This is a genomic window from Streptomyces novaecaesareae (assembly GCF_000716875.1).
Classification (GTDB): domain Bacteria; phylum Actinomycetota; class Actinomycetes; order Streptomycetales; family Streptomycetaceae; genus Kitasatospora; species Kitasatospora novaecaesareae.
The window spans coordinates 136,632-159,327 of record NZ_JNWQ01000001.1; the positions used below are offsets into that span (position 1 = coordinate 136,632).

The following is a 22,696-nucleotide window of genomic DNA, read 5'->3' on the forward strand; positions in this document are numbered from 1 at the left end:
CGGTGCGAGGCCGCGCGACCGGGCCAGGGAGACTATGGGGATGAGCATCACCCGCTTTCGTCCGTCCCGCCGCTTCTGGCCCGTGTGCGCCGTCCTGGCACTCGCGGTCACCGCGGCCGGTTGCAGCAGTACCGGAGGCAGACGCGCCGAGGAGGCCCGCGCCAAGGCCGCGGCCGCCGGCGGCAGCGCCGTCACCACCCCGCGTTGGAAGGTCGCCATGGTGACCCACGCCGGAGCCGGCGACGCCTTCTGGGACACTGTGCGCAAGGGCGCCGAGCAGGCCGCCGCCAAGGACAACATCACCTTCCTGTACTCCAACGACGCGCAGACCCAGAACCAGGTCCAGCTCGTCCAGGCCGCCATCGACCAGAAGGTCGACGGCCTGCTGGTCACCCTCGCCAAGGGCGACGCGATGGCCGACGTCCTCGCCAAGGCCAAGGCCGCCGGCATCCCCGTGATCACCATCAACTCCGGCCAGGAGTACTCGCAGAAGTTCGGCGCGCTCACCCACATCGGCCAGGACGAGTCCACCGCCGGCCGGGCGGCCGGCACCGAGCTGTCCTCCCGGGGGCGCAAGAACGTGCTCTGCGTCATCCACGAGCAGGGCAACGTCGGCCAGGAGCAGCGCTGCTCCGGCGCCCAGTCCAAGGCCGGCGGTGCCTTCCAGGTGCTGTACGTCAACGGCGTCGACATGCCCGACGCCCGCGCCGCGATCTCCGCCAAGCTCCAGGCCGACCCGGCCATCGACACCGTGCTCACCCTCTCCGGCCCGATGGCCGCCACCGGACTCCAGGCGATCCAGGACGCCCACCGCAGCGTCGAGCTGGACACCTTCGACCTGGGCGGGCAGGTGGTGGCCGGGCTCAAGTCCGGCAGCGTCGGCTTCGCCGTCGACCAGCAGCCCTACCTCCAGGGCTACGAGGGCGTCGACCTGCTCTGGCTCTACCGGTCCAACCTGGACATGCTCGGCGGCGGCAAGCCCGTCGAGACCGGCCCGCAGATCCTGACCAAGGACAACGCCGACGCCCTCGCCGAGTACGTCGCGAGGGGGACCAGGTGAGCAGCACGGACCTCCTCGCCCAGGAAGGTCTCGGCCGGGACCGCCCGGCGGCCGTGCGGCGGCTCCTCGCCCGCCCGGAACTGGGCTCGCTGATCGCCGCCGTCGCGGTGTTCACGGTCTTCGCGGGCGCCGCCGAGCCCTTCCTGCGGCTCTCCTCGCTGGGCACCGTGCTCTACGCGGCGTCCACCATCGGGATCATGGCGGTGCCCGTCTCGCTGCTGATGATCGGCGGCGAGTTCGACCTGTCGGCCGGCGTGCTGGTCACCACCGCCGCACTGACCTCCTCGATGGTCTCGTACCAGTTCACCGCGGTGACCTGGGTCGGCGTGCTGGTCTCGCTCGCGACCACGCTGGCGATCGGCTGGTTCAACGGCTTCATGCTCGGCCGCACCAAGCTGCCCAGCTTCATCGTCACCCTCGGCACCTTCCTGATGCTGACCGGCGCCAACCTGGGCGTCACCAAGGCGATCTCGGGGACGGTCTCCACCAAGTCGATCTCCGACATGGAGGGCTTCGAGTCCTGCCGCCGGCTGTTCGCCTCCGAGGTCACCGTCGGCGGGCTGACGATCAAGGCCACCGTCTGGTGGTGGCTCGGCCTGCTGGTGGTCGGCAGCTGGGTGCTGCTGCGCACCCGCTTCGGCAACTGGATCTTCGCCGTCGGCGGCGACGCGGACGCGGCCCGCGCGGTCGGCGTGCCGGTCGCCCGGACGAAGACCCTGCTCTACCTGGGCGTCGGCTTCGGCGCCTGGGTGCTCGGCCAGCACCTGCTGTTCTCCTTCGACACCGTGCAGTCCGGCGAGGGCATCGGCAACGAGCTGATCTACATCGTCGCGGCCGTCATCGGCGGCTGCCTGATCACCGGCGGCTACGGCTCGGTGGTCGGCTCCGCGCTCGGCGCGCTGATCTTCGGCATGGCCAGCAAGGGGATCATCTACGCCCAGTGGAACCCGGACTGGTTCAAGTTCTTCCTCGGCGCGATGCTGCTGCTGGCCGCGCTGCTGAACGCCTACGTCAAGCGCCGGGCCGAGCGGGGGCCGCGATGAACACGGACGCTGCGACGAACACGGACGGCATGGGCACCGAACTGCTCTCCCTCGACGGCGTCGGCAAGAGCTACGGCACCGTCCTGGCGCTCCAGGACGTCTCGCTGACCCTGCGGGCCGGCGAGATCAGCTGCGTGCTCGGCGACAACGGGGCCGGCAAGTCCACCCTGATCAAGATCATCTCGGGGCTGCACCGGCACGACGAGGGCAGCTACACCGTGGCCGGCGAGGAAGTCCGCTTCGACTCCCCGCGCCAGGCCCTGGAGCGCGGCATCGCCACCGTCTACCAGGACCTCGCCGTCGTCCCGCTGATGCCGGTGTGGCGCAACTTTTTCCTCGGCTCCGAGCAGGGCACCCGCCGCTGGGGCGGACTGCGCCTGGACGCCGAGGGCATGCGCGCCACCACCCGCGAGGCGCTCGCCAGGATGGGCATCGACCTGCACGACGTCGACCGCCCGATCGGCACCCTCTCCGGCGGCCAGCGCCAGTGCGTGGCGATCGCCCGCGCGGTGCACTTCGGCGCCAAGGTGCTGATCCTGGACGAGCCCACCGCCGCGCTCGGCGTCAAGCAGTCCGGGGTGGTGCTCAAGTACGTCACCGCCGCCCGCGACGCCGGGCTCGGCGTCGTGCTGATCACCCACAACCCGCACCACGCCTACCTCGTCGGCGACCACTTCACCCTGCTCCGGCGGGGCCGGATGGCGGGCAGCCACCCGCGCGCCGAGATCGGCCTGGAACAGCTCACCACCGAGATGGCCGGCGGCTCCGACCTCGCCGAGCTCTCGCACGAGCTGGCCCGACCCCCTGTTCCCGACTCCCGTGAGGAGCGTCCGCAGCCGTGACCAGCCCTCAAGGCAGCACCCGGCCGCCCGTCCTGCCCACCCTGCTCGGCCTCGGCCCGCGCGCCGAGCGCCGCCGCCGCGCCCTGCCCGCGGGGATACTGCGGCTGCCCACCATCGGCATCGACATCGGCGGCACCAAGGTCGTCGCCGGCGTGGTGGACGGCGAGGGCAAGGTACTGGAGAAGCTGCGCACCGACACCCCGGACAAGAGCAAGAGCCCCAAGGTGGTCGAGGACGTCATCGTCGAGCTGGTGCTGCAGCTCGCCGACCGGCACGACGTCCACGCCGTCGGCATCGGCGCGGCCGGCTGGGTCGACGCCGAGCGCTCCCGGGTGCTGTTCGCCCCGCACCTCAACTGGCGCAACGAGCCGCTCCAGCAGGCGCTCAGCGAGCGGCTGCGGTTCCCGGTGATCGTGGAGAACGACGCCAACGCGGCCGCCTGGGCCGAGTGGCGCTTCGGCGCCGGGCGCGGCGAGGACCACATGGTGATGCTCACCCTGGGCACCGGCATCGGCGGCGCGGTGGTCCGCGACGGCTACGTCGACCGCGGCAAGTACGGCCTGGCGGGCGAGTTCGGGCACATGCAGGTGCTGCCCGGCGGCCACCGCTGCCCGTGCGGCAACCGGGGCTGCTGGGAGCAGTACTCCTCGGGCAACGCGCTGGTGCGCGACGCGCGCGAGCTGGTCGCCGAGGAGTCGCCGGTGGTGCAGCCGCTGCTGGCCCGGGCGGGCGGCACCGTCGAGGGCATCACCGGCCCGCTGGTCACCGAGGCCGCGCGGGAGGGCGACCCGGTCGCGGTCGAGCTGCTCTACGAGGTCGGCACCTGGCTCGGCGTCGGCATCGCCAACCTGGCCGCCGGGCTGGACCCGGGCCGCTTCGTCATCGGGGGCGGCGTCTCCGAGGCCGGCGACCTGCTGCTCGGCCCGGCCCGGGACACCTTCCGCCGCACCCTCACCGGCCGCGGCTTCCGCCCCGAGGCCGTCATCGTGCACGCCGCCCTCGGCAACGAGGCCGGCCTGGTCGGTGCCGCCGACCTCGCCCGTCAGGTGGCCCGGCGCTTCCGCACCATCAAGCGGCGGCGGGTGGAGCGCAGCGCGCTGTAGGGGGGCGGGGGCGCCGGGCGGCGGACGACTTTCAACCGACAGATTTCAGCCGACAGATTTCAGCGAACAGATTTCGTTTTCTGTTCGCTGAAATCTGTCGGCTGTCGGCCGTTCCCGCAGGCGCGCCCTCCCGGTCGCGGGCTGATCCCCGGGCTGATCCACCGGACCGGCCCTGGGCTGTACGGGCGGAATCCGGTGGGCCGAACGGGCAGAGCTCCGGGCGTGGTTGCTTGACCGATGCGGAGATCGGTGACTCTCGGTGCCAGGGGGCTCACGAAAGGACATCCATGCCAAGCTCAACGCTCCGCCGCAGTGCCCGAATCGCCGCGATAGCCGCACTCGCCTGCGCCACCACCGTCGCCACCGCCGGGGTCGCGACCGCAGACGGCCACCATCGCGGGCGCGACGGGGGGCATCACGGTCACCACGGGCACCATGAGCACCGCACGCACCACCGGAACGTCGTCGACATCGACCTTGAGAAGGGGAAGATCGACGTCCAGGACGAGGCCGAGGGTGGCCTGGTCACGTTCGAGGTGGAGACCGACGACCCGGCCGGCCGTCAGATCCAGCTGATCCGTCCGCACGAGGGAGTCTCGAAGGCCACCCTGTTCGCGGACCTGACCAAGGCCGTCAGCCAGACCCCGGCGACCGCGGCCCAGGGCATCAAGGCCGTCACGGAAGCGGCCGATGCGCTGGGCGGCGCCTTCGTCGCGCCGGACGTCCCGGTGCGGTTCACCGAGGAGGTCGACCCCGGGGAGGTGCTGGTGCTGGACTTCGGCGCCTTCCTCAAGGACCCGGCGCACCCGCTCTTCGCCACGATCGAGTTCGAGGGCCACAACGGGCGCCACCGGCACCACCGGCACGACCGGCACCACCACGGGTCCGAGGAGCACGGCACCGTCATCCTGGAGGAGACGTCGGCCGGGCCCCGGTTCGACGTCGAGGACGTGGACGACGCGGACGCCCCCATCGTGGTGCGCAACGAGGCGGACGAACTGCACGAGATGGTGGTCCAGCCCGTGAAGCCGGGCACCACCGACGCGGACATCAAGGCGTTCTTCGATGCCACCGCCAAGGGTCAGCACCCGGCCCCGCCGTTCACCGGTCTGCCGTCCGGCCTCGGCGCGATCTCCCCGGGCGACACCGCGACGTTCGAGGCGAAGCACCTTCAGCCCGGTACCTACGTCCTGCTCTGCTTCATCCCCGACGACAAGACCGGCGTCCCGCACGCCTTCCTGGGGATGCACGAGGTGGTCGAGCTGCACTGACCGGTCGGGTGGCGCCGCCTCCGGAACCGGAGGCGGCGCCACCGTGTCGGCGTCCAGCACGTCAACTACCCGTTGGTAGCAGTGCGGAGTGGTTGTCGGATCATCCCTCCTGTGGAAGAACTGAGTTGACGTCGACTCAGGAGGAATCGGATGAGGGCGCTCACCCGCCTGGTGCCACCACTGCTGCTCACCACCGCGCTGGTCTGGTCCACCGCGCTGCCCGCCGGGGCCGCGGCCCCGCCGCCGAAGGCACCCGAGGCGGTGGGCTGGGGCGGCGCGGTGGCCACCGTCGATCCCGACGCCACCGCCGCCGGGATCGAGGTCCTGCGCAAGGGCGGCAACGCGGTGGACGCGGCGGTCGCCGCCGCGGCGGCCCTCGGGGTCACCGAGCCGTACTCCTCCGGCATCGGCGGCGGCGGGTACTTCGTCTACTACGACCACGCCACCGGCCGGGTGCACACCCTCGACGGCCGCGAGACGGCCGGCCGCAGCGCCGACAGCGGACTGTTCCTGGAGGACGGCAAACCGCTGGCCTTCGCCGACGCCGTCACCAGCGGCCTGTCCGTCGGCGTCCCCGGCACCCCGGCCACCTGGGACGCCGCGCTGCGCAGATGGGGCACCCGCTCGCTCGCCCGGAACCTCGAACCCGCCGAGCGGATCGCCGACAACGGCTTCGTCGTGGACGAGACCTTCCGCGGCCAGACCGCCGACAACCAGGCCAGGTTCAAGGACTTCCCGGCCACCGCCAAGCTCTACCTGCCCGGCGGCAAGCCCCCCGAGGTCGGCACCGTCCTGCGCAACCCCGACCTCGCCGCCACCTACCGGCTGCTCGCCAAGGACGGCGTCAAGGCCTTCTACCAGGGGCAGTTGGCCCAGGACCTCGTCAACACCCTGCAACACCCGCCGGTCGACCCGGCCTCCGGCCGCAACGCCCGCCCCGGCAGGGTCGACACCGCCGACCTCGCCGCCTACGCGGTGCGCGACCAGGCGCCCACCCACGTCGCCCACGGCGACTACGACGTCTACTCGATGGCCCCCTCCAGCTCCGGCGGCACCACCGTCGGCGAGGCGCTCAACATCCTGGAGGACGGCGGCGACGTCTCGACCTACAGCGGCACGCAGTACTACCACCACTTCCTGGAGGCCTCCCGGATCTCCTTCGCCGACCGCAACCGCTGGGTCGGCGACCCGGCGGCCGTCGACGTCCCCACCAGGCAGCTGCTCTCCGAGCGCTACGCCGCCTCCCGGGCCTGCCTGATCAGCCCCGACCACGCCCTCAGCAGCCCGCTCGCCCCCGGCGACCCGCGCCACCCGGCCGACTGCGCCGACACCGGCCAGGCCGTCGCCGAGCCCTACGAGGGCCCCAACACCACCCACCTGACGGTCGCCGACCGCTGGGGCAACATCGTCTCCTACACGCTCACCATCGAGCAGACCGGCGGCAGCGGCATCACCGTCCCCGGCCGGGGCTTCCTGCTCAACAACGAGCTGACCGACTTCGACTTCGCCCCGCTCGCCCCCGGCGTCCCCGACCCCAACCTGCCCGGCCCGGGCAAGCGCCCGCGCTCCTCGATGTCCCCGACCGTCGTGCTGCGCGACGGCGAGCCGTTCCTGGCCACCGGCAGCCCGGGCGGCGCGACCATCATCACCACCACCCTCCAGGTGCTGCTCGGACGGCTCGACCGGGGCCTGAGCCTGGAGCAGGCGATCGCGGCGCCGCGCGCCAGCCAGCGCAACACCGCCGCGACCCAGGCCGAGCCCGCCTTCCTGGCACTGCCCGAGCGGGCCGGGCTGGCGGCGCTCGGGCACGCGTTCAGCCCGGTGGCCGAGATCGGCGCCGCCACGGGCGTCGAGCGGCTGCCGGACGGGCGCTGGGTGGCCGCCGCCGAACCGGTGCGGCGCGGCGGCGGCTCGGCGGCGGTGGTCCGGCCGGCCCGCTGACGTCGGCGGGCGCGCTGACGTCGGCCGGCGGCGGCCGGGCGCCGGGGCCGTCCGGATTGTCAGTGCCGGGCGGTATGTTCGGGGTGGGCCTTCCCCGCGAGGGGCGGCCCGCCCCGTCCGTACCCGTCCGTACCCCGTCCGTACCGAACCACCGGGAAGGCCGCCCGCCGTGACCGTCCGCATCGCCACCTGGAACATCAACTCCGTCACCGCGCGGCTGCCCAAGCTCCTGGAGTGGCTGGAGAGCGCCAAGCCCGACGTGCTCTGCCTCCAGGAGCTCAAGTGCGCGGCCGACGCCTTCCCGTACGACGAGGTCCGCGAGCTCGGCTACGAGACGGCCGCGCACGGCACCGGCCGCTGGAACGGCGTCGCCATCGTCTCCCGGCTCGGCCTGGAGGACGTCGTGCGCGACCTGCCGGGCCAGCCCGGCTACCTCGCCGACGGCGCCCTGCTGCCCGACGTCGAGCCGCGGGCCATCGCCGCCACCTGCGGCCCGGTCCGGGTCTGGTCGGTCTACGTGCCCAACGGCCGCGAGGTCGGCCACGCGCACTACCACTACAAGCTGGAGTGGCTGGAGGCGCTGCGCAAGGCCTCCGTCGAGGACGCCGCCGGCTCCCGCCCGTTCGCCGTCCTCGGGGACTTCAACATCGCCCCCTCCGACGAGGACGTCTTCGACGTCGCCGCCTTCGAGGGCCTGACGCATGTCACCCCGGTCGAGCGCGCCGCGCTGGAGGCCCTCGGCGAGATCGGCCTGCACGACGTGGTGCCGCGTCCGCTCAAGTACGACCGCCCCTACACCTACTGGGACTACCGCCAGCTGGCCTTCCCCAAGAACCGGGGCATGCGGATCGACCTCACCTACGCCAACAAGGCCTTCGCGGACGCCGTCACCGACAGCTACGTCGACCGCGAGGCCCGCAAGGGCAAGGGCACCTCGGACCACGCGCCGGTCGTGGTGGACCTCGACCTGTGAGCCACGCCGCAGGTCATGCGGCACCTCACGCCGGGTAGCGGGCCGTAACTCGAACGGTCCTGAGCGCTGGCTGAGCACGGGGCGCGTACCTAGCGTCGGTGAGTGACCGGGTGCAGTTGATCGACCACGTGGACATGGAGTCCCCGGCTGCGCCCGAGAATCCCGGAGGTTCCGGCATGCGCCCCATGCGTACGGCCGCCGCCGCTCTGATCGGCGCGACGGCGCTGACCGGTCTGACGGCCCCCCTCGCTTCCGCCAGGGACGGCGCGGCCTCGGTCAGCCCGTCCCAGGCCGCACCGGGCCAGACCGTGACGGTCACGGTCTCCTGCGAGAAGTCCGACAAGCCCGAAGCCAAGACCATCACCGCCCGCTCCGCCGCCTTCGAGGGCGGCCCGGCGACCCTCACCCTGGGCTCCGACGGCAAGCACACCGGTTCCGCCCGGCTGGCCTCCCAGCACGCCGGGGACAGCAAGGTCGACGGCACCTGCCCGGACGGCGGCGCCTTCTCCACCAGCGTGACGGTCACCACCGTCACGGCCACCACCCCCGAGAAGGGCCTCGGCGACTGGGGCCAGGCGGCGGGGGAGTGGGCCGGTTCGCTCGGGCAGTCCGGTGCCGGCAGCCAGCAGGTCGCCCCGCACGGCTCGGTGAAGACCGGCCTCGGCGGCTCGGTCGCGGCGAACCCGGCGGAGCTGGCCGGGGGCCTCGCCCTGGTCGCAGGCGGTGTCGGCGGCTTCTGGCTGCTGCGCAGGCGCGGTGCCTGAAGGTTTCGCCGCTGCCCGCCCCCGCCCCCGCCCCTGTGCCGACCGCGCCACCGCCCCTGACGGGACCGGTGGCGCGGCGGCGTGTCAGACCGTCGTGTCAGACCGGCCGGGGCTCCAGGCCCTGCGGGCGCTCCGCCCGCGCGAGGCCGTCCGCCCGCGCGAGCCCGTCCTCCCGTGCGAGCCCGTTCTCGTGCGCCAGGATGCCGTCGGCCAGCAGGTACTGGGCCAGCACGTAGGTCGCCATGATCCAGAACTGATGCCCCGGCAGCTCCCGCCACTTCGCCAGCTTGGTGGCGATCAACGTGTCGGAGAGCAGGAACAGCGCCCCGCCCAGCCCGGTCCGCCAGCCCAGCCCGGCCGAGGTGACGGCCGTCGAGGTGAGCAGCAGGCTGTAGCCGGCCACCGGGATCCGCAGGTCCCCGAGGTCCGGCCAGAGCTGACCGACCAGGCCGACCCAGGCCGTCGCGTACGCGGCCGCGACCACCAGGGCGCGGCGGCGGTCGGTGAGCGCGCCGCGCTGGACGAACATCGTCACGTAGCAGATGTGCGCCGCCGCGAAGGAGCCCATGCCCGCGAGGAACGCCGGGTCGTTCTTCAGTTGGAGCAGCACGTCCCCGCCCGCGCTCAGCAGCAGCGCCGGTGCCAGCAGCTTCGGCGCCTCCCGCTCGGCCGTCCTGGCCGCCGCCACACTGTGCGCGGCCAGCAGCGGCATCAGGGCCGGCTTGGTGGCGTTCTGCAGCACCGACGCGCCGGACAGGATCGAGCCCAGGTGCGCCACCGAGGTCGCCGCGAAGCCGCCCAGCAGGCCGGAGGCCGAACGCAGGCGCGCACCGAGGACGGCACGGGTGGTCGTACGGATGCTCATGCGGCCTCCGGGGGTCGGGCGGTAGGGGGATCCGCACCGACCCTAAGGGAGCCGGCCGTGCGGCGGAAGGACAGGTTACCGGTGCGTAACCCGGGCGGGGACCGGCGGATGACGTGGCGGATGACGTGGCGGCGGGGGAGCGGCGGGCCGCGAGCGGCCGACGGGGCGGAGTGAGGGACGGGGTGAGGAACGGAGGGCGACCGGCCGGTTCGAGGGCACTTGCGGAGACTTTCGCGGGAGCCCGGTTGCTGCCACCGGGTGACCCGGGCACCGTCTAGTCTGGATCCCGACATGGATCAGCAGGACTACGCGGTCGGCGCCACCCGGGTGGCCGTCGGCAGGCCGGACGGACGCACGGGCGGGGCAGGACGGGGAACCGTCCACCCCTTCCTCGCCGTACGCGAAGCCGTGCGGGAAGCCGCGCGCGAGGCCGTCGGTGAGGCTGTCGGCGAGGCCGCGTACGAGGGGGAGCCCGCCGCTGACGTGCTGCCTGGGACAGCCCCCGTGGACGGTGCTGACGACCCGCAGGCCGCCGCTGCCGCCTCCGCCGGTGCAGTCGCCGGTGCCGCCCTCTCGCCCGATCCGGGACTGCTGCGGCTGGCCCAGTGGTTCGCCGCCGCCACCCCCGGCACCGCCGACGACCTCTGCGCCGCCTCCTTCGGCCTCTACCCCGCCCGCCACTTCGGCGCCTGCGCCGCGCCCGCCGACCCCGACGTCAGCTGGTGGCACGGCCCCACCGCCCACGCCGCCGCCTCCCTGCGCTCCCGCGAGGGCCGCACCGAGGGCGGCCTGCGCCGCGCCCGCCGCGACGCAGCCGCCCTGCCCGTCGTCCGGTCAGGCGCCAAGCCGGGCAGGCCCGGCCGCCACCGCAAGCCCGAGCTCAACCGGGTGATGCCGGAGGCGCCGGCGGACACCTGCCCACCGCCGGCCCCGGTCACGCAGGATCGTTCCGGCGAGGAACTCCCCGCCGCCGAACGCCGGATCGCCGCCCGGCTGCTGCTCGCCCACCCGCTGGTCACCGCCTCCGGCCCGCACGCCGACGGCTTCCCGCTGATCCGCCGTCACCGCGACTGGCTCGCCGAACGCTTCGACACCCTGCTCGGCTACCGCCTCGACGTCGGCCCGTGGCACGCCCGGCTCTGCAAGGCCGGCCTCGGCCCCGGCGCCGCCCGCCGCCTCGAACACCCCGCCACCGGAGCCCCGTTCACCCCGGGCGGCTACGCCCAACTCGCGCTCGCACTGGCGTTCCTGGTCGACGCCCCGGAGCAACTGGGGTACCGGCAGCTGCTCGACGCGATGCGCGCCGCCGCGCCCGAGCCGGTTGCCGAGCCGGACCGCCCTGCCGGTCTCGCCGATTCCGCCGAATCTGCCGACCTCGACATGGCGCTCGCCGCGCTGGCCGGGTGGCAGGTGCTCGGGGACCTGCCGTCCGAGGCCGCCGCCGACACCTTCGTCCTGACCGTGGACCGCGAACTCGCCCGTGCCGTCCCGATCGGCCCGCCCGCCCTCGCCGACGACGCCGCCGATCTCATCCGCCTCGCCGCCGCGGCCGAACCCGCCACCGCCGTACGCCGCCTGCTCGCCGAGACGCCTGCCGTCCTCGACGCCGACCTCCCCGAGGACCGCCGCGCCTGGCTGCACGAGCACCGGCTCAGCGGCCCGGCCGCGCTCGCCGAGTTCCTCGGCCTGGAGGCCGAGCTGCGTGCCGAGGGCGTCGCCCTGCTCGACCCGGCGGCCGAACTCACCGACCTCGCCCTCCCCGGCGTCGGCACCCTCGCCCAGGCCGCCCTGCTGCTGGTCGAGCGGCTGGTCGAGGAGGTCCGCCCGCTGCCCGGGGAGAGCAGCGAGGGCGACGTCCCGATCCCGGACGCGCTGATAGACGGCGTCCTCGGCGACATCGCCGACGACTACGGCCTCCCGGCCCGCTACCTCTCCGACCGCACGGCCCTGCGCCGCGACGCCCTGGACCTCCTCCTCCGCCTCGGCCTGATCACCCCCACCCCCCAGCCCAAGCGCCCCCCGACCTGGCACCTCCGCCCGCACGCCGCACGCTTCGCCCCAGCCCCCGACCTCGAACCCACCCCGGGCACCGGCCGCCACTCCCGCCGCGAGCCATAGCGCCGGTCTTGGTCCCACCCCCGCCGGCCCCCGCACCGAGCAGCGGGCGTAGCTGCGGGGCAGGGGGCGCCCCGTCCGTTCGGTGGGCGGTCCGCCGTCGTGGGGGTGGGAAAGCAGAAGCACCGCTCCCGTCGTGCGGGGTGGCGGTGCTGGGAGGGTGGGCTGTGCGGTCGGCGGCTACTTGCTGGCGGTGGCGCTGACGACGGGGCCGTGTTCGACGGTTTCCACCGTGGCGCCGACGCCGAGGGTGCCGAGGGCGATGGAGGCGAGGACGGCGGTGCACGCGAGGAGGCGGCGGTGCCGCTGGGGGAGCGGGAAGCGCGGTTCCTGGTAGGGCGCCTGAGGGCTGGCGTTCATGACAGGGAGGCTTCCAGGGCGGCGTGAACGGTCGGTACGCGCGGGTGAAGTCCGGACGGGGCTTGGGCGTCGGTTGGCCGCGTACGCCCCACCCGTCGTGAGCGGGGCGTATGTGCTGGTCTACGTCCCCCCGTCAGGCCGCCTGCTCCTCGCCCGGGTCGTGCGCGGTGGCGAGGTAGCGGGAGAGCGCCCGGCGGCTGCGGGTGAGGTCGTCGATCCGGGCGTCCAGGTCGGCGAGTTCGCCGCGCAGGGTGGCGAGCAGGTTCGGGCAGGCCTCCAGGACCGGGACGGGGCCGGTGGCGCAGGGCAGCAGTTCGGCGATGACGCGGGTGGTCAGGCCGGCCGCGAGCAGGCTGCGGATCTGCCACACCCGTACGGTGTCCTGCTCGCCGTACTCGCGGTAGCCGGCCGTCGTCCGGGCGGGCCGGAGCAGGCCCTGCTCCTCGTAGTAGCGGAGCAGGCGGGCGGACACCCCGGTCACGCGGGCGAGTTCTCCGATGCGCATGATCGGGCGAACGCCGCCGCGGGCCGGGGTGTTCCCGTGCCGGTCAGCCCTTCACGAACTCCAGGAAGACGTCGCGCAGTTCGGGCAGTGCCTCGACCATCGGCAGGTGCCCGGAGGGGAGTTCGACGTAGCGCGCGCCGGGGATGCCCTCGGCCAGCAGGCGGTGCTGGGACGGCGGGACGAGCATGTCCTCGGTCGTGCCGACGACCACCGTCGGCACTGCTAGCGCGGCCAGCTCCGCGCGCACGTCGACCGTGCCGGCGAGCCGGAACTGCTGCGGGAAGCCGGACGGCAGCGGGGACTTGAGCGCCTCCTGCAGCCCCGCGAGCCGGTCGGCGGGCAGGGCGTCCACCCAGCTCCCGCCGAACACGACGGTGAGCATCAGCCGGGCGAGGTCCTCGGGCCGCTCCTCCAGGTCGACGAACAGGTCGGAGAGCACCCGCGTCCGCGCCGAGCCGCCGGCCACGCCCGCGAGCAGCAGCAGCGAGCGGACCCGCCCGGGGTGGCCGGTGGCGATCCGGACGGCGACGGCGGCGCCGAGCGAGTAGCCGGCCAGGTCGAAGGTGTCCAGGCCCTCCTCGTCGGCGGCGGCGACGAGCCGCTCGGCCAACTCGTCCAGGGTGCGCTCACCGGGCTCGTACGGGCTGTCGCCGGAGCCGGGGTAGTCGGGGGCGACGACGGTGCGGTGGGCGGCGAGGTCGGGCAGCAGCAGGCCCCAGTTGTCCCGGGCGCTGCCACCGGCGCCGTGCGCGAGCAGCAGGCCGGGGCCTGAGCCCTGGACGATCCGGGCGAGCGGGGTGGCCGACATGGGGTGCTCCTCTGTGGGCTGGGGTTTCACCGACAGTGGGAACGGTAGGAGTTCACACCGGTGAGAAGGTCAAGCCGGGGAGGCGAAGAGCCCGTCCAGGGCGGGCTCCGGGCCCCGGCCGTGGTCGAGCGCACCGTCGAACCGCCTACGCTGAGACGGAAGGAGTTCCGCTGATGGACGACGAGGTCCGCACCCGGAACGAGTCAGCTCCGAAGCAGGCCACCGGACACGAGGCACGCGCCGACGGCGTGGACCGCCGGTCACTGCTGCGGATGGTCTCCGCCGCCGGGGCGCTCGCCGCGCCCGCACTGGCCGCCCCGACGCTTGCTCCGGGCCGGGCGGCCGCCGAGGAGGTGCCCAGGCCGGTGCCCGGAATCGTCAAACCGCTGCCCGCCGAGTGGTTCGTCCCGCGCGGTACCAACGCCGAGATGCGCTGGGATGCCTTCCGTGACGCCGACGGCGAGTCCGTCATCGGTCGGCACGTACCGGTCGAGCGGTTCTTCGTCCGCAACCACACCAGTACTCCGCTGGTCGACCCCGACACCTGGAGCCTCAAGCTGTTCGGCAGCGGTCTGCGCGGCGCGCCGACGGTGCAGGATCCGGTCGAGTTCGGCCTGGACGACCTGCGGGAGCTGCCGTCCACCCGGATCAGCGCGCTGATCGAGTGCGCCGGCAACGGCCGCAGCTACTTCCTCAGCCAGCAGAACCAGCCCGTCCCCGGCACGCCGTGGACGCTCGGCGGCGTCGGTTCGGCGAGCTGGCGGGGCGTGCGACTGGCCGAGGTGCTGCGGGCCGCCGGGCTGACCGGGGCGGCGGTGGACGTGCTGCCCACCGGCCTCGACCCGGACTACGTCGCGGGCGGCACCAACTACGGCCCGGTGCGCCGACCGCTGCCGATCGCCAAGGCGCTGGACGACGTGCTGCTGGCGTACGAGATGAACGGCGAGCCGCTGACCCCCGACCATGGCGCCCCGGCCCGGCTGGTGGTGCCCGGCTGGGTGGGTATCGCCTCGATCAAGTGGGTGGGCAGCATCGAGGTCGCCGACCGTCCGCTGTATTCGCCGTGGAACACCGACTTCTACCGGATGTTCGGTCCGGACTACCCGACCGGCGGCGGCGAACCGCTCGCCAATCAGGTGGTGAAGTGCGCCTTCGAGCTGGCTGCGGGCGCGCAGCTGGGGGCGGGCCGCGAGCACCGGCTGTACGGGCGCTCGTGGTCCGGCACGGCGGCGGTGCGCCGGGTCGAGGTGAGCACCGACGGCGGCCGGACCTGGCGGTCCGCCGAGCCGTACGGCGGCTCGCACGCCGACGACTGGACACGCTGGAGCGTCGATTGGCGCCCCGAGCGGCCCGGCCGGTACGAGCTGCGCGCCCGTGCGACGGACCGCCGGGGCAACACCCAGCCCGAGCGGGAGCCGTTCAACCGGGAGGGCTACCTGTTCGGCGCGGTGGTGGCCCACCCGGTGACCGTGGTCTGAGCCTGCCCGGTGACGGTGCACTGAGCCTGCCCGGTGGCGGCGCTCTGAGCCCGCCTGGTGACGGCGCTCTGAGCCCGCCCGGGGTCAGCCGGTGGACTGGACCTCGTACGGGGCGGGGTACCGCGTCTCGTACGGGGTCAGCACCAGCCGCACCACGTCCTCCAGCCGCCGGCGGGCGTCCCCGAGCGTGGTGCGGCCGGTCACCCAGGCGGTCAGCTCGCCCTGCCAGGCGTGGCCGACGATGTGCCGCACCAGGTCGCTCGCGGCGGCCGGCACCTCGGCGGTCACCGCCTGCAGGGCGGTGCTGTCGGCCCGGGCCATGCCTTGCAGCGCCTCGCTGGCGAAGGGGTCGGTGGAGGCGGCCACGGCGACTCGCAGCCGGGCGAGTTCGGGCTGCCTCTGGTACGCCCGCATCCCGCCCCGGACGAACCGGACCGCCCGGTCGGTGGCCCCCGACCCGGCCCGGGGCCCGCGCAGCTCGGCCACCAGGTCGGCCAGCAGCAGGCGGTGCCACTCGGCGATCGCCGCCGCCAGGAGGTGGTCCTTGGAGGAGAAGTAGCGGTACGCCGTCCCCAGGGCGACTCCGGACCGCTCGCAGACCTGCTTCATCTGCAGCCGCTCGACGCCGATCTCGTTCACCAGGGCGAGCGCGGCCGCGATCAGGCTTTCGCGGCGTTCGAGCTGACGCGGAGACATCGCCTCCACCGGCCGTGGTGACAGGTCAACCTTGGTCACCCGCACCATGATACGGGCCGGGGCCGCTCAGGAGTATGACGCCGACCGGCCCCCTTCCGTTCGCCGGGAGGTCACCGGGCCTCCCGGGGCGTGCCGGAAGGCAGGCCGGGGCGGGTTCCGGGGAGCCGTCGGTGAACGGAAGGGGGCCGGTCGGGTCCTACGGCTGGCGGCGGATCAGGGCCTCCTGGACGGCGGAGGCGACCAGCCGGCCGTCCCGGTCGTAGAACTCACCGAGCGCCAGGCCCCGGCCGTCCGAGGCGGACGGGCTGCGCTGGGCGAACAGCAGCCACTCGTCGGCCCGGAAGGGGCGGTGGAACCACATCGCGTGGTCCAGCGAGGCCATCAGCAGGGTGGGCGGCTCGGTGCGCTGGAAGAAGTTCTGCTGCTCGTCCAGCCCGGCGGTGGAGGCCAGGGTGAGGTCGGAGAGGTAGGCGAGCGCGCCGGCGTGCAGCAGCGGGTCGCCGTCCGGCAGCGGGGAGGCGGTGCGCATCCAGACGAACTGCTGGAGCAGCCCGGGGGCGGCCGGCGGCAGACCCGGTGCGCCCGGCGGGACGAAGCGCACGTCGAGGTCCTGGAAGCCGCCGGTCGCCGCGACCATCGTGCGGACCTCGTCGGGCGCGTGGGCGACGGCGTCCGGCAGGGACTCCGGAGCGGGCAGCGCCGGCATCTCGCGGCGGCGGTCGGTGGCCGGTTCGGGGTGCTTGAAGGAGGCGGTGAGCGAGAAGATCTCGTTCCCCTTCTGGACGGCCGTCACCCGGCGGGTGGTGTAGGAGACGCCCTCGCGGACCCGCTCGACCAGGTAGTCGATCGGCTGGGTCGGGGTGCCCGGGAGCAGGAAGTAGCCGTGCAGCGAGTGCACCGGGCGCCGGTCCTCGACGGTGCGCCCGGCGGCGACGAGCGCCTGCGCGGCGACGTGGCCGCCGAAGGCGCGCATCGGGGCGCCGGCGTGGCACAAGCCCCGGAACGTGTTCTCGTCCAGCTGCTCGATCTCCAGCAGATCGGCGAACGGGGAGGTCGGCCGGGCGGCCCGGACGTGCGGTTCGGTCAGGTCGGTCACGGGGTCATAGTGGCAGAAGCCAACCGTTCCGTGGTGTGACGTGGGTAACTCCTCCGGGGGTCGGTTTGCTGTAGAACACGTTTCAGTCCGGTGGTTCCCCGATGGATTGTCAGACCCCTCACCTAGCGTGCTCGCCATGACGCAATCCGCACACGCGTACGCCTATCTGCGCCCGTCGGCCGTCCTGGACGGCGCCGACGGCCGGCGCCTCGACCTGGCCACCTCCGGCGGCGCCACCCCGCTCGGCGCCGCCGCCAACCCGCGCTTCTTCGCGGGCTTCCTGGCCGACCCGGCGCCGGCCGCCGCCGCGCTGCTCGCCGTCGCGGACGTCGCCGCCGCCCGCTACTTCCAACCGCGGCTGCGCGCCTCGCTCGACCCGGTGGTCACCGCGAACGGGGACCGGCTGCGCTTCGAGTCCTTCTCCGGCTGCTGCGGCGTCTACGCCCGGCTCGACGTGCTGGGCGCCGGGCTCGACGGCGACGAGATCGGCCACGGCACCACCAACGTGGACGTCAACAACCCGCTGCGCGAGGCGCTGACCAGGATCGGCCCGGCCGACCCGCTGCACCTCGCGGTCGGGCCGGACGCGCTGGAGGTCACCACCTTCGACGGCCCGCTGGTCGAGAAGAAGGTCCCGCTGCCGGAGCGCTGGCTGCGCGGCTTCGCCGAGACCCAGGTCGTCGCGGCCGGCTTCGAGCTGCGCGCCGAGCTGCCCGCCGCCGAGGCGGTCCGCTTCCTGCGCTCGCTGCCGCGCGGCGGGCGCGGCAGCGTCGGCTGGGTCGTCCCGGCCGGGCGGACGCTGCGGCCGACCACCCGGCCGGTGCCGGGCGCGGTCTGCCTGCCCGGGGCCGAGCGGCTCGCCGCCCTGCAGCGGGTGCTGCGGCACGCGCTCGCCCTGCGGGTGTACGGGCCGCTGTCCGCCGGGGAGTCGACCGCCTCCGCCTGGGAGGCGGTGCTGCCCGGGATGCGGCTCACCCTGACGCTGTCACCCGACGCCTCCCGCGGCTTCTCCGGAGAGGGCGGGGTGCTCGACGCGCTCGCCACCGGCACGGCCGAGCAGGACGCCGAGCTGGTGTCGGTGCTGCTCGCCTGGGAGCCGCGGATCGAGGTCGGGGATCTGGCCGAGCAGTCCGGCCTGAGCCCCGATCGGGTACGCGCCGCGCTCACCCGGCTCGGCACCGCCGGGCAGATCGGCTACGACACCGCCGAGGCCGCGTACTTCCACCGTCAGCTGCCGTACGACGCCGGGCGCGCCGAGGCGGCCAACCCACGGCTGCGGGCGGCCCGGGCGCTCGTCGAGGCGGGCGCGGTGCGGCTGGAGGAGGGCGGTGCGACGGCCGTCGTCACGGTGGAGGACCACATCCAGCGGGTGCGCACGGACGCGGCGGGGCGGATGAGCTGCACCTGCCTGTGGTGGGCCAAGTACCGCGGCGGGCGCGGGCCGTGCAAGCACGCGCTGGCGGTCGGGATGGTGCGGGAGTCGGGAGCGTGAGCGTGGTGGAGGAGACGGTGGTCGGCGTGGCACCGGAGCCGGTGGCGGACCTGCGGGCGGCCGTCCGGAGCGGGTCCATCGAGGCGATACCGGAACTGCTGGCCGGGCTGGACAAGGCGCAGCGGCGGGCCTGCCTGACCACGCTCAAGGAACTGCGCAAGGAGCTCCGGGACGACTGGTCGCACACCGGGGTCGAGTCCAAGGGCGCGCTGCTGGTGGCCGGGGCCGGGTGCCACCCGGGCCCGGCGGGCGCCGCCGCCTGGATCGCCGGCGGCGACTTCACGTCCCGGGAGTGGGCCCGGTACCCCGAACTGCACGCGGTCGTGGAAGCGCAGCCGCAGGATTGGCAGATCGAGGTGGCCGCCCGGCTGGCCGCCCGGCCGACCAGGGCTTGGGGCTGGTCGATGTACCTGCTCATCGAGGCCGTCGTCCGGCGCACCGGCTGTGCGGTGCCGACCGGCGAGTCCTTCGTCCGGGACTGGCTGAACCGCTCCGTCGACCGGGGCGGACCACGCGCCACCCTGGCCGACCGGCTGCGCACCGACGCCTTCACCCCGGTGCTGCTGCCGCTGCTGTTCGAACTCGCCGACGTCGGGCACACCTTGACGTTCCGGCTGAGCCCGCGCCCCGGCGACGTCTGGACGGAGGCCGTCGCCGAGCTGGCCGCGGCCGGCGTGGTGGACCGGGCGACGGTGATCGACTGCTGCCTGGCCCGGCTGCTGCGCGGTGGCAAACCCGCCGACCAGCGGGCCTTCCTGGAGGTGCTGCGGGCCCTCGCTCCCACGCCCGAGGAGTACGCGGCCCGCGCCCGGGACGTGGTGGCGCTGCTGGACGGCCTGTCGGTGATCGCCGGGCACGCCCAGGAGGTGCTCGCGGAGCTGGACGAGGCCGGGCTGATCGAGCCCGAGCTGCTGACCGAGGCCTCGGCGGTGGTGCTGTTCCGGACCGAGAAGAAGCTGGTGCGCGCCCAGCTGGGCTGGCTGGAGCGGGCCGCCCGGCGGGCGCCCGAGCGCTCCGGGCCGGTGGTGCTAGCAGCGGCCCAGGCCTTCGGGTCCGCGGACCCGGGCGTCCAGGAGCGGGCGCTCAACGTGGTGGCCCGTCACCTGACGGCGGCGGGGGAGGCGGTGCTGCCGGAGCTGCGGTTCGCGGCCGAGGCGCTGAACCCCGTTCACCACCGCCGGGCCGGCGAGCTGCTCGGCGCGCCGGTCGGCGGCGGGGACGACCACGATCCGGACGCCGGGTGGAACGAGACCCTCCCGCCCGTCCCCGAGCCGCGCCCGCTGGGTGCCCCGATCGCCTCGGCGGCCGAGCTGGCCGAGGAGCTGTCCGCCCTGCTCGCCGCCGAGGAGCCGGAGGTCGCCGTCTTCGAACGAGTACTGGACGGCCTGGTCCGGCAGGCCCACCTGGACCGCACCGCGCTCGTCGAGGCGCTGGAACCGGTCCGCCGGGTGCACCCGTGGCACGGCGTCGGCCGCTGGCAGGACTGCAAGCCCCGGGACATCCTCTACGTCGCCGCCGCGGTGGCGGGCGAGACCCCGCCGCACCGGCTCTGGGGCTCCCTCGGGAACAAGGGCCACTCCCAGCTGCGCGGCCGTGCCAACACCGTCCACGGCACCGTCCTCGCCGCCCGGCTGGAGGAGGCCGCCTGGCAGGTGACCGCCGACCGGCCGCCCTACCTGCTGGCCACCCCGACCGACAGCAGCGGCGCGCTGGACGCGGCCGTGCTGGTCGAGCGCCTCGCCGGGTACGAGAAGGCGGGCATGACGCCGGGCAAGACCGACCTGTGCGCGGCCCTGCTGCGGGTCGGCCCCGGTACGGACACCGATTCGCAGCGGGCCGCCGAAGCACTCGGCTCGCCGGCCGGTCGGTGGGTCGCGCACTGGCTGCGCACCGGCGGCCTCCCCGGCCAGCCGTCCGAGCGGGTGCTGTTCGCGCCCGGCCGGGGCTCGCAGCACGGCCACCACTACGGGGAGCGCTGGTGGGAGGACGTCCGGCGGGTGGCCGTCGCCCAGCCGGGCATCGGCGCAGGGCCCAAGGGCCCGGACGGCGAGCGGCTCGGGCCCGAGTTCCGGGCGCTGCTGGAGGGCACCGAGCCGAGCGTGGCCCGGGTCCGGAAGGTCGGTTCCTGGCCCTGGTGGCCCACCGCGCAGTGGGCCGCGATGCTGCCCTGGCACCGGGAGGAGCTGGCCGCCCGCTGGCTCGACCACGTCGCCGCCGGCGCCGACCGGGACGAGCGCGGCGCCGGGCGGATGCTGCCCGTGCTCGCCGAGGCCGGCGGCCCGGCCGGGCTCGCCGTGCACCTGGTGGTGGCGTACGGCCTCGGCGCCCGGCACACCGAGGACCGCACGGCGGCCGTGGACGCCCTGCTGGTGCTCGCCGCGCGCGGCGACCTGGACGGCGAACTGCTCGGCCGCGAGCTGGGCGGGCTGGCGGCCTGCGGCACGGTCAAGCCCACCCGGCTGGCGTCGGCGCTCGCGTTGGCGGCGGGGACGGGCGCGTACGGCACGGTGTGGTCGGTGCTCGGGGCGGCGCTGCCGGGCCTGCTGGGCGCGGCCGAGCCGTCCGTGCGAGGCCTCGGCGACCTGCTCGGCCTCGCCGCCGACTGCGCCCGGCGCACCGGCGCCCGCGGCCCGGTGGCCGAGGTGACGGCGACGGCGGCGAAGGACGGGTCGAGCCGGGTGGTCAAGGAAGCCCGGGCGCTGCGGGACGTCCTCGCGGGCTGACCGGGCGGCGAGCGGGCTTCGGAGAACGGGCTTCGGCGAACGGATTTCAGCAGACAGATTTCAGCGAACGGATTTCAGCGAACGGATTTCAGCGAACAGACTTTGAAATCTGTTCGCTGAAATCTGTCACCTGTTCGCGCACCTCGGTCGTCGCGGAGGCCGCCTCCGCAGCCTTCGCTTCGGCCGCCATCGCCTCCGCTGCCCGCTCGTCGGCCAGTGGCTCGATGTCGCGCGGAGCGCCGGAGACGGCACGCCACCAGAGGCGGAGGGCGGGCGGGTCGGCGGGCTCGAAGGGCTTGCCGGGGCGGGGGACGGTGAGGCGGGCGCCGAGCGCCTGGGCGGCCACGACCACCCGCTCGGCGGGCTCCTCCCAGGGGTGCAGCGCGAGGTTGAAGGTGCACCAGTGGATCGGCAGCAGCAGGTCGCCGCCCAGGTCCAGGTGCGCCCGGACGCCCTCCTCGGGCGTCATGTGCACCTCGGGCCAGAAGTCGCTGTACGCGCCGACCTGCATCATGGTCGCGTCGAAGGGGCCCAGCCGGCGGCCGATCTCGGTGAAGCCGGGGAAGTAGCCGGTGTCCCCGCTGTGGAAGATCCGGTGCCCGCCGCCGGCGACCACCCAGGACGCCCACAGGAACAGCGTGCTGGTGCGCGGGCCGCGGCTGCAGTAGTGGCGGGCCGGTGTGGCGGTCAGGGTCAGCCCGGCGACCTCGGCCGACTCCCACCAGTCCAGCTCGACGATCTGCTCGGCCGGTGCGCCCCAGTGCTCCAGGTGCGCCCCGACCCCGAGCGGGACGGCGAACACCGCGCCCGTCCCGATCAGCGCCCGGACGGTGTCCATGTCGAGGTGGTCGTAGTGGTCGTGGGAGATCACCACGACGTCCACCGGCCCGAGTTCGGACAGCGGCAGCGGTACCGGGTGCAGCCGCTTGGGCCCGGTCCAGCCGAACGGGGAGCAGCGGTCGCCCCAGACCGGGTCGAGCAGGACGCGCCGTCCGGCGATCTCGGCGAGCACGGTGGCGTGGCCCAGCCAGGTCAGCCGCAGCCCGGAGCCCGGCGGGGTGGCCAGGTCGGCCGGGAGCAGCCGGTGCACCGGTACGGCGGCGGCCGGGAACCGTCGGGTCTTGTCGCCGGTGAGCTGGGCGCGGGTGATCTCCAGCGGGCTGCGCTCGTACACCAGGCGGCGGGTCGGCACCGGGTTGCGGAAGGCGCCGTCGGCGAACTGCGGGGAGCGGCGGATCCGGGCCAGCCGCTCGCCCCGGGGCTCGGCGCCGAAGGCGTCGGTGCGGACCCGGTGCCAGGCGGCCCGGGGCAGCCCGGCCAGCCCGGGGACGGCGCGGTCGGCGGCGGGGCCGGCGGACGGCGGGGCGAACTGCGAGGACAGACCGGCGAGGCGGGAGAACCACGAGACGGGGCGGGGCACGGCTCCTCCAAGGACGGTCACGGCTACCGGGCGTGCCGGGGCGCGTATCGCGGTGGCAGGTGGGGCCTTTGCGGTACGACAACCATCTCGTCGGAGGTTACTCGCCGTGGGCCGTCCGGACCTGGTGGAAGGCCCGGCACG

General features: G+C 74.5%; 19 protein-coding genes. 12 read left to right on the forward strand and 7 right to left on the reverse strand.

From position 1 onward, the window contains the following. The first annotated feature begins 46 nt into the window (after window positions 1–46). The 8 genes from OP86_RS00600 (at window position 47) to OP86_RS00635 (ending at window position 8,997) form a co-directional block, all read left to right on the forward strand. On the forward strand, window positions 47–1,060 hold the full coding sequence (locus OP86_RS00600; RefSeq protein ID WP_418952574.1) for a substrate-binding domain-containing protein: 1,014 nt from the start codon (window positions 47–49) through the stop codon (window positions 1,058–1,060). Then, window positions 1,057–2,103 carry an ABC transporter permease gene (locus tag OP86_RS00605; RefSeq protein ID WP_030056428.1) on the forward strand — a complete coding sequence of 349 codons (1,047 nt, stop codon included), beginning with the start codon at window positions 1,057–1,059 and terminating at the stop codon, window positions 2,101–2,103. Before OP86_RS00600 ends, OP86_RS00605 begins: the two co-directional genes overlap by 4 nt. Continuing rightward, window positions 2,100–2,945, forward strand: a complete 846-nt coding sequence (locus OP86_RS00610) for an ATP-binding cassette domain-containing protein (RefSeq protein WP_030056429.1) — start codon at window positions 2,100–2,102, stop codon at window positions 2,943–2,945. Before OP86_RS00605 ends, OP86_RS00610 begins: the two co-directional genes overlap by 4 nt. Further along, window positions 2,942–4,048: an ROK family glucokinase gene (locus tag OP86_RS00615; RefSeq protein ID WP_030254366.1), complete on the forward strand. Its 1,107-nt coding sequence runs from the start codon at window positions 2,942–2,944 to the stop codon at window positions 4,046–4,048. Before OP86_RS00610 ends, OP86_RS00615 begins: the two co-directional genes overlap by 4 nt. A gap of 287 nt (window positions 4,049–4,335) precedes the next feature. Next, window positions 4,336–5,319 (forward strand): hypothetical protein, encoded by a 984-nt coding sequence (locus OP86_RS00620; RefSeq protein ID WP_030056430.1) that lies wholly within the window; start codon window positions 4,336–4,338, stop codon window positions 5,317–5,319. 150 nt (window positions 5,320–5,469) lie between these two features. Continuing rightward, entirely contained in the window at window positions 5,470–7,260 is a 1,791-nt protein-coding gene (gene ggt / locus OP86_RS00625) for a gamma-glutamyltransferase (protein WP_030254363.1), read from the forward strand. Window positions 7,261–7,429: 169 nt separating this feature from the next. Beyond that, window positions 7,430–8,233 carry an exodeoxyribonuclease III gene (locus OP86_RS00630; RefSeq protein WP_030056431.1) on the forward strand — a complete coding sequence of 268 codons (804 nt, stop codon included), beginning with the start codon at window positions 7,430–7,432 and terminating at the stop codon, window positions 8,231–8,233. 98 nt (window positions 8,234–8,331) lie between these two features. Then, a complete protein-coding gene (locus OP86_RS00635; protein ID WP_157849627.1) occupies window positions 8,332–8,997 on the forward strand; it encodes a hypothetical protein in 666 nt (221 codons plus the stop codon). Window positions 8,998–9,094: 97 nt separating this feature from the next. Here OP86_RS00635 and OP86_RS00640 read toward each other — a convergent pair whose 3' ends face one another. Then, on the reverse strand, window positions 9,095–9,862 hold the full coding sequence (locus OP86_RS00640) for a lysoplasmalogenase (RefSeq protein WP_063832260.1): 768 nt from the start codon (window positions 9,860–9,862) through the stop codon (window positions 9,095–9,097). A 291-nt stretch (window positions 9,863–10,153) separates the two neighbouring features. Between OP86_RS00640 and OP86_RS33215 the strand changes: the two genes are divergently transcribed. Next, window positions 10,154–11,980: a DUF2398 family protein gene (locus tag OP86_RS33215; RefSeq protein WP_051829506.1), complete on the forward strand. Its 1,827-nt coding sequence runs from the start codon at window positions 10,154–10,156 to the stop codon at window positions 11,978–11,980. Between the two features lie 177 nt (window positions 11,981–12,157). On the opposite strand, the gene OP86_RS00650 is transcribed toward OP86_RS33215, so the two are convergent. The 3 genes from OP86_RS00650 to OP86_RS00660 form a co-directional block, all read right to left on the reverse strand. Then, a complete protein-coding gene (locus tag OP86_RS00650) occupies window positions 12,158–12,337 on the reverse strand; it encodes a hypothetical protein (protein ID WP_030056436.1) in 180 nt (59 codons plus the stop codon). 133 nt (window positions 12,338–12,470) lie between these two features. Further along, window positions 12,471–12,842 (reverse strand): MerR family transcriptional regulator, encoded by a 372-nt coding sequence (locus tag OP86_RS00655; RefSeq protein WP_030056437.1) that lies wholly within the window; start codon window positions 12,840–12,842, stop codon window positions 12,471–12,473. A gap of 43 nt (window positions 12,843–12,885) precedes the next feature. Beyond that, the gene (locus tag OP86_RS00660; protein WP_030254354.1) at window positions 12,886–13,650 is read right to left on the reverse strand and encodes an alpha/beta fold hydrolase; all 765 of its coding nucleotides are present in this window, start codon (window positions 13,648–13,650) and stop codon (window positions 12,886–12,888) included. A 173-nt stretch (window positions 13,651–13,823) separates the two neighbouring features. On the opposite strand from OP86_RS00660, the gene OP86_RS00665 reads away from it, so the two are divergent. Next, window positions 13,824–15,128, forward strand: coding sequence for a sulfite oxidase (locus OP86_RS00665; protein WP_030254352.1), 1,305 nt, complete (start codon window positions 13,824–13,826; stop codon window positions 15,126–15,128). A gap of 84 nt (window positions 15,129–15,212) precedes the next feature. Here the strand turns inward: OP86_RS00665 and OP86_RS00670 are convergent, their stop codons facing one another. Together OP86_RS00670 and OP86_RS00675 are read right to left on the reverse strand one after the other, a co-directional pair. Then, window positions 15,213–15,863, reverse strand: a complete 651-nt coding sequence (locus OP86_RS00670) for a TetR/AcrR family transcriptional regulator (RefSeq protein ID WP_030056440.1) — start codon at window positions 15,861–15,863, stop codon at window positions 15,213–15,215. A gap of 157 nt (window positions 15,864–16,020) precedes the next feature. Next, the gene (locus OP86_RS00675) at window positions 16,021–16,920 is read right to left on the reverse strand and encodes an acyl-CoA thioesterase (protein ID WP_030056441.1); all 900 of its coding nucleotides are present in this window, start codon (window positions 16,918–16,920) and stop codon (window positions 16,021–16,023) included. A 136-nt stretch (window positions 16,921–17,056) separates the two neighbouring features. Here OP86_RS00675 and OP86_RS00680 point away from each other — a divergent pair, with 136 nt between their 5' ends. Both OP86_RS00680 and OP86_RS00685 read left to right on the forward strand, forming a co-directional pair. Then, entirely contained in the window at window positions 17,057–18,412 is a 1,356-nt protein-coding gene (locus tag OP86_RS00680) for an SWIM zinc finger family protein (protein WP_030254348.1), read from the forward strand. Beyond that, window positions 18,409–21,135, forward strand: a complete 2,727-nt coding sequence (locus tag OP86_RS00685; RefSeq protein WP_157849628.1) for a DUF7824 domain-containing protein — start codon at window positions 18,409–18,411, stop codon at window positions 21,133–21,135. The genes OP86_RS00680 and OP86_RS00685 overlap by 4 nt, the downstream gene beginning before the upstream one ends. Before the next feature lie 88 nt (window positions 21,136–21,223). Here the strand turns inward: OP86_RS00685 and OP86_RS00690 are convergent, their stop codons facing one another. Then, entirely contained in the window at window positions 21,224–22,456 is a 1,233-nt protein-coding gene (locus tag OP86_RS00690) for an MBL fold metallo-hydrolase (protein ID WP_078588362.1), read from the reverse strand. Window positions 22,457–22,696: the final 240 nt, after the last annotated feature.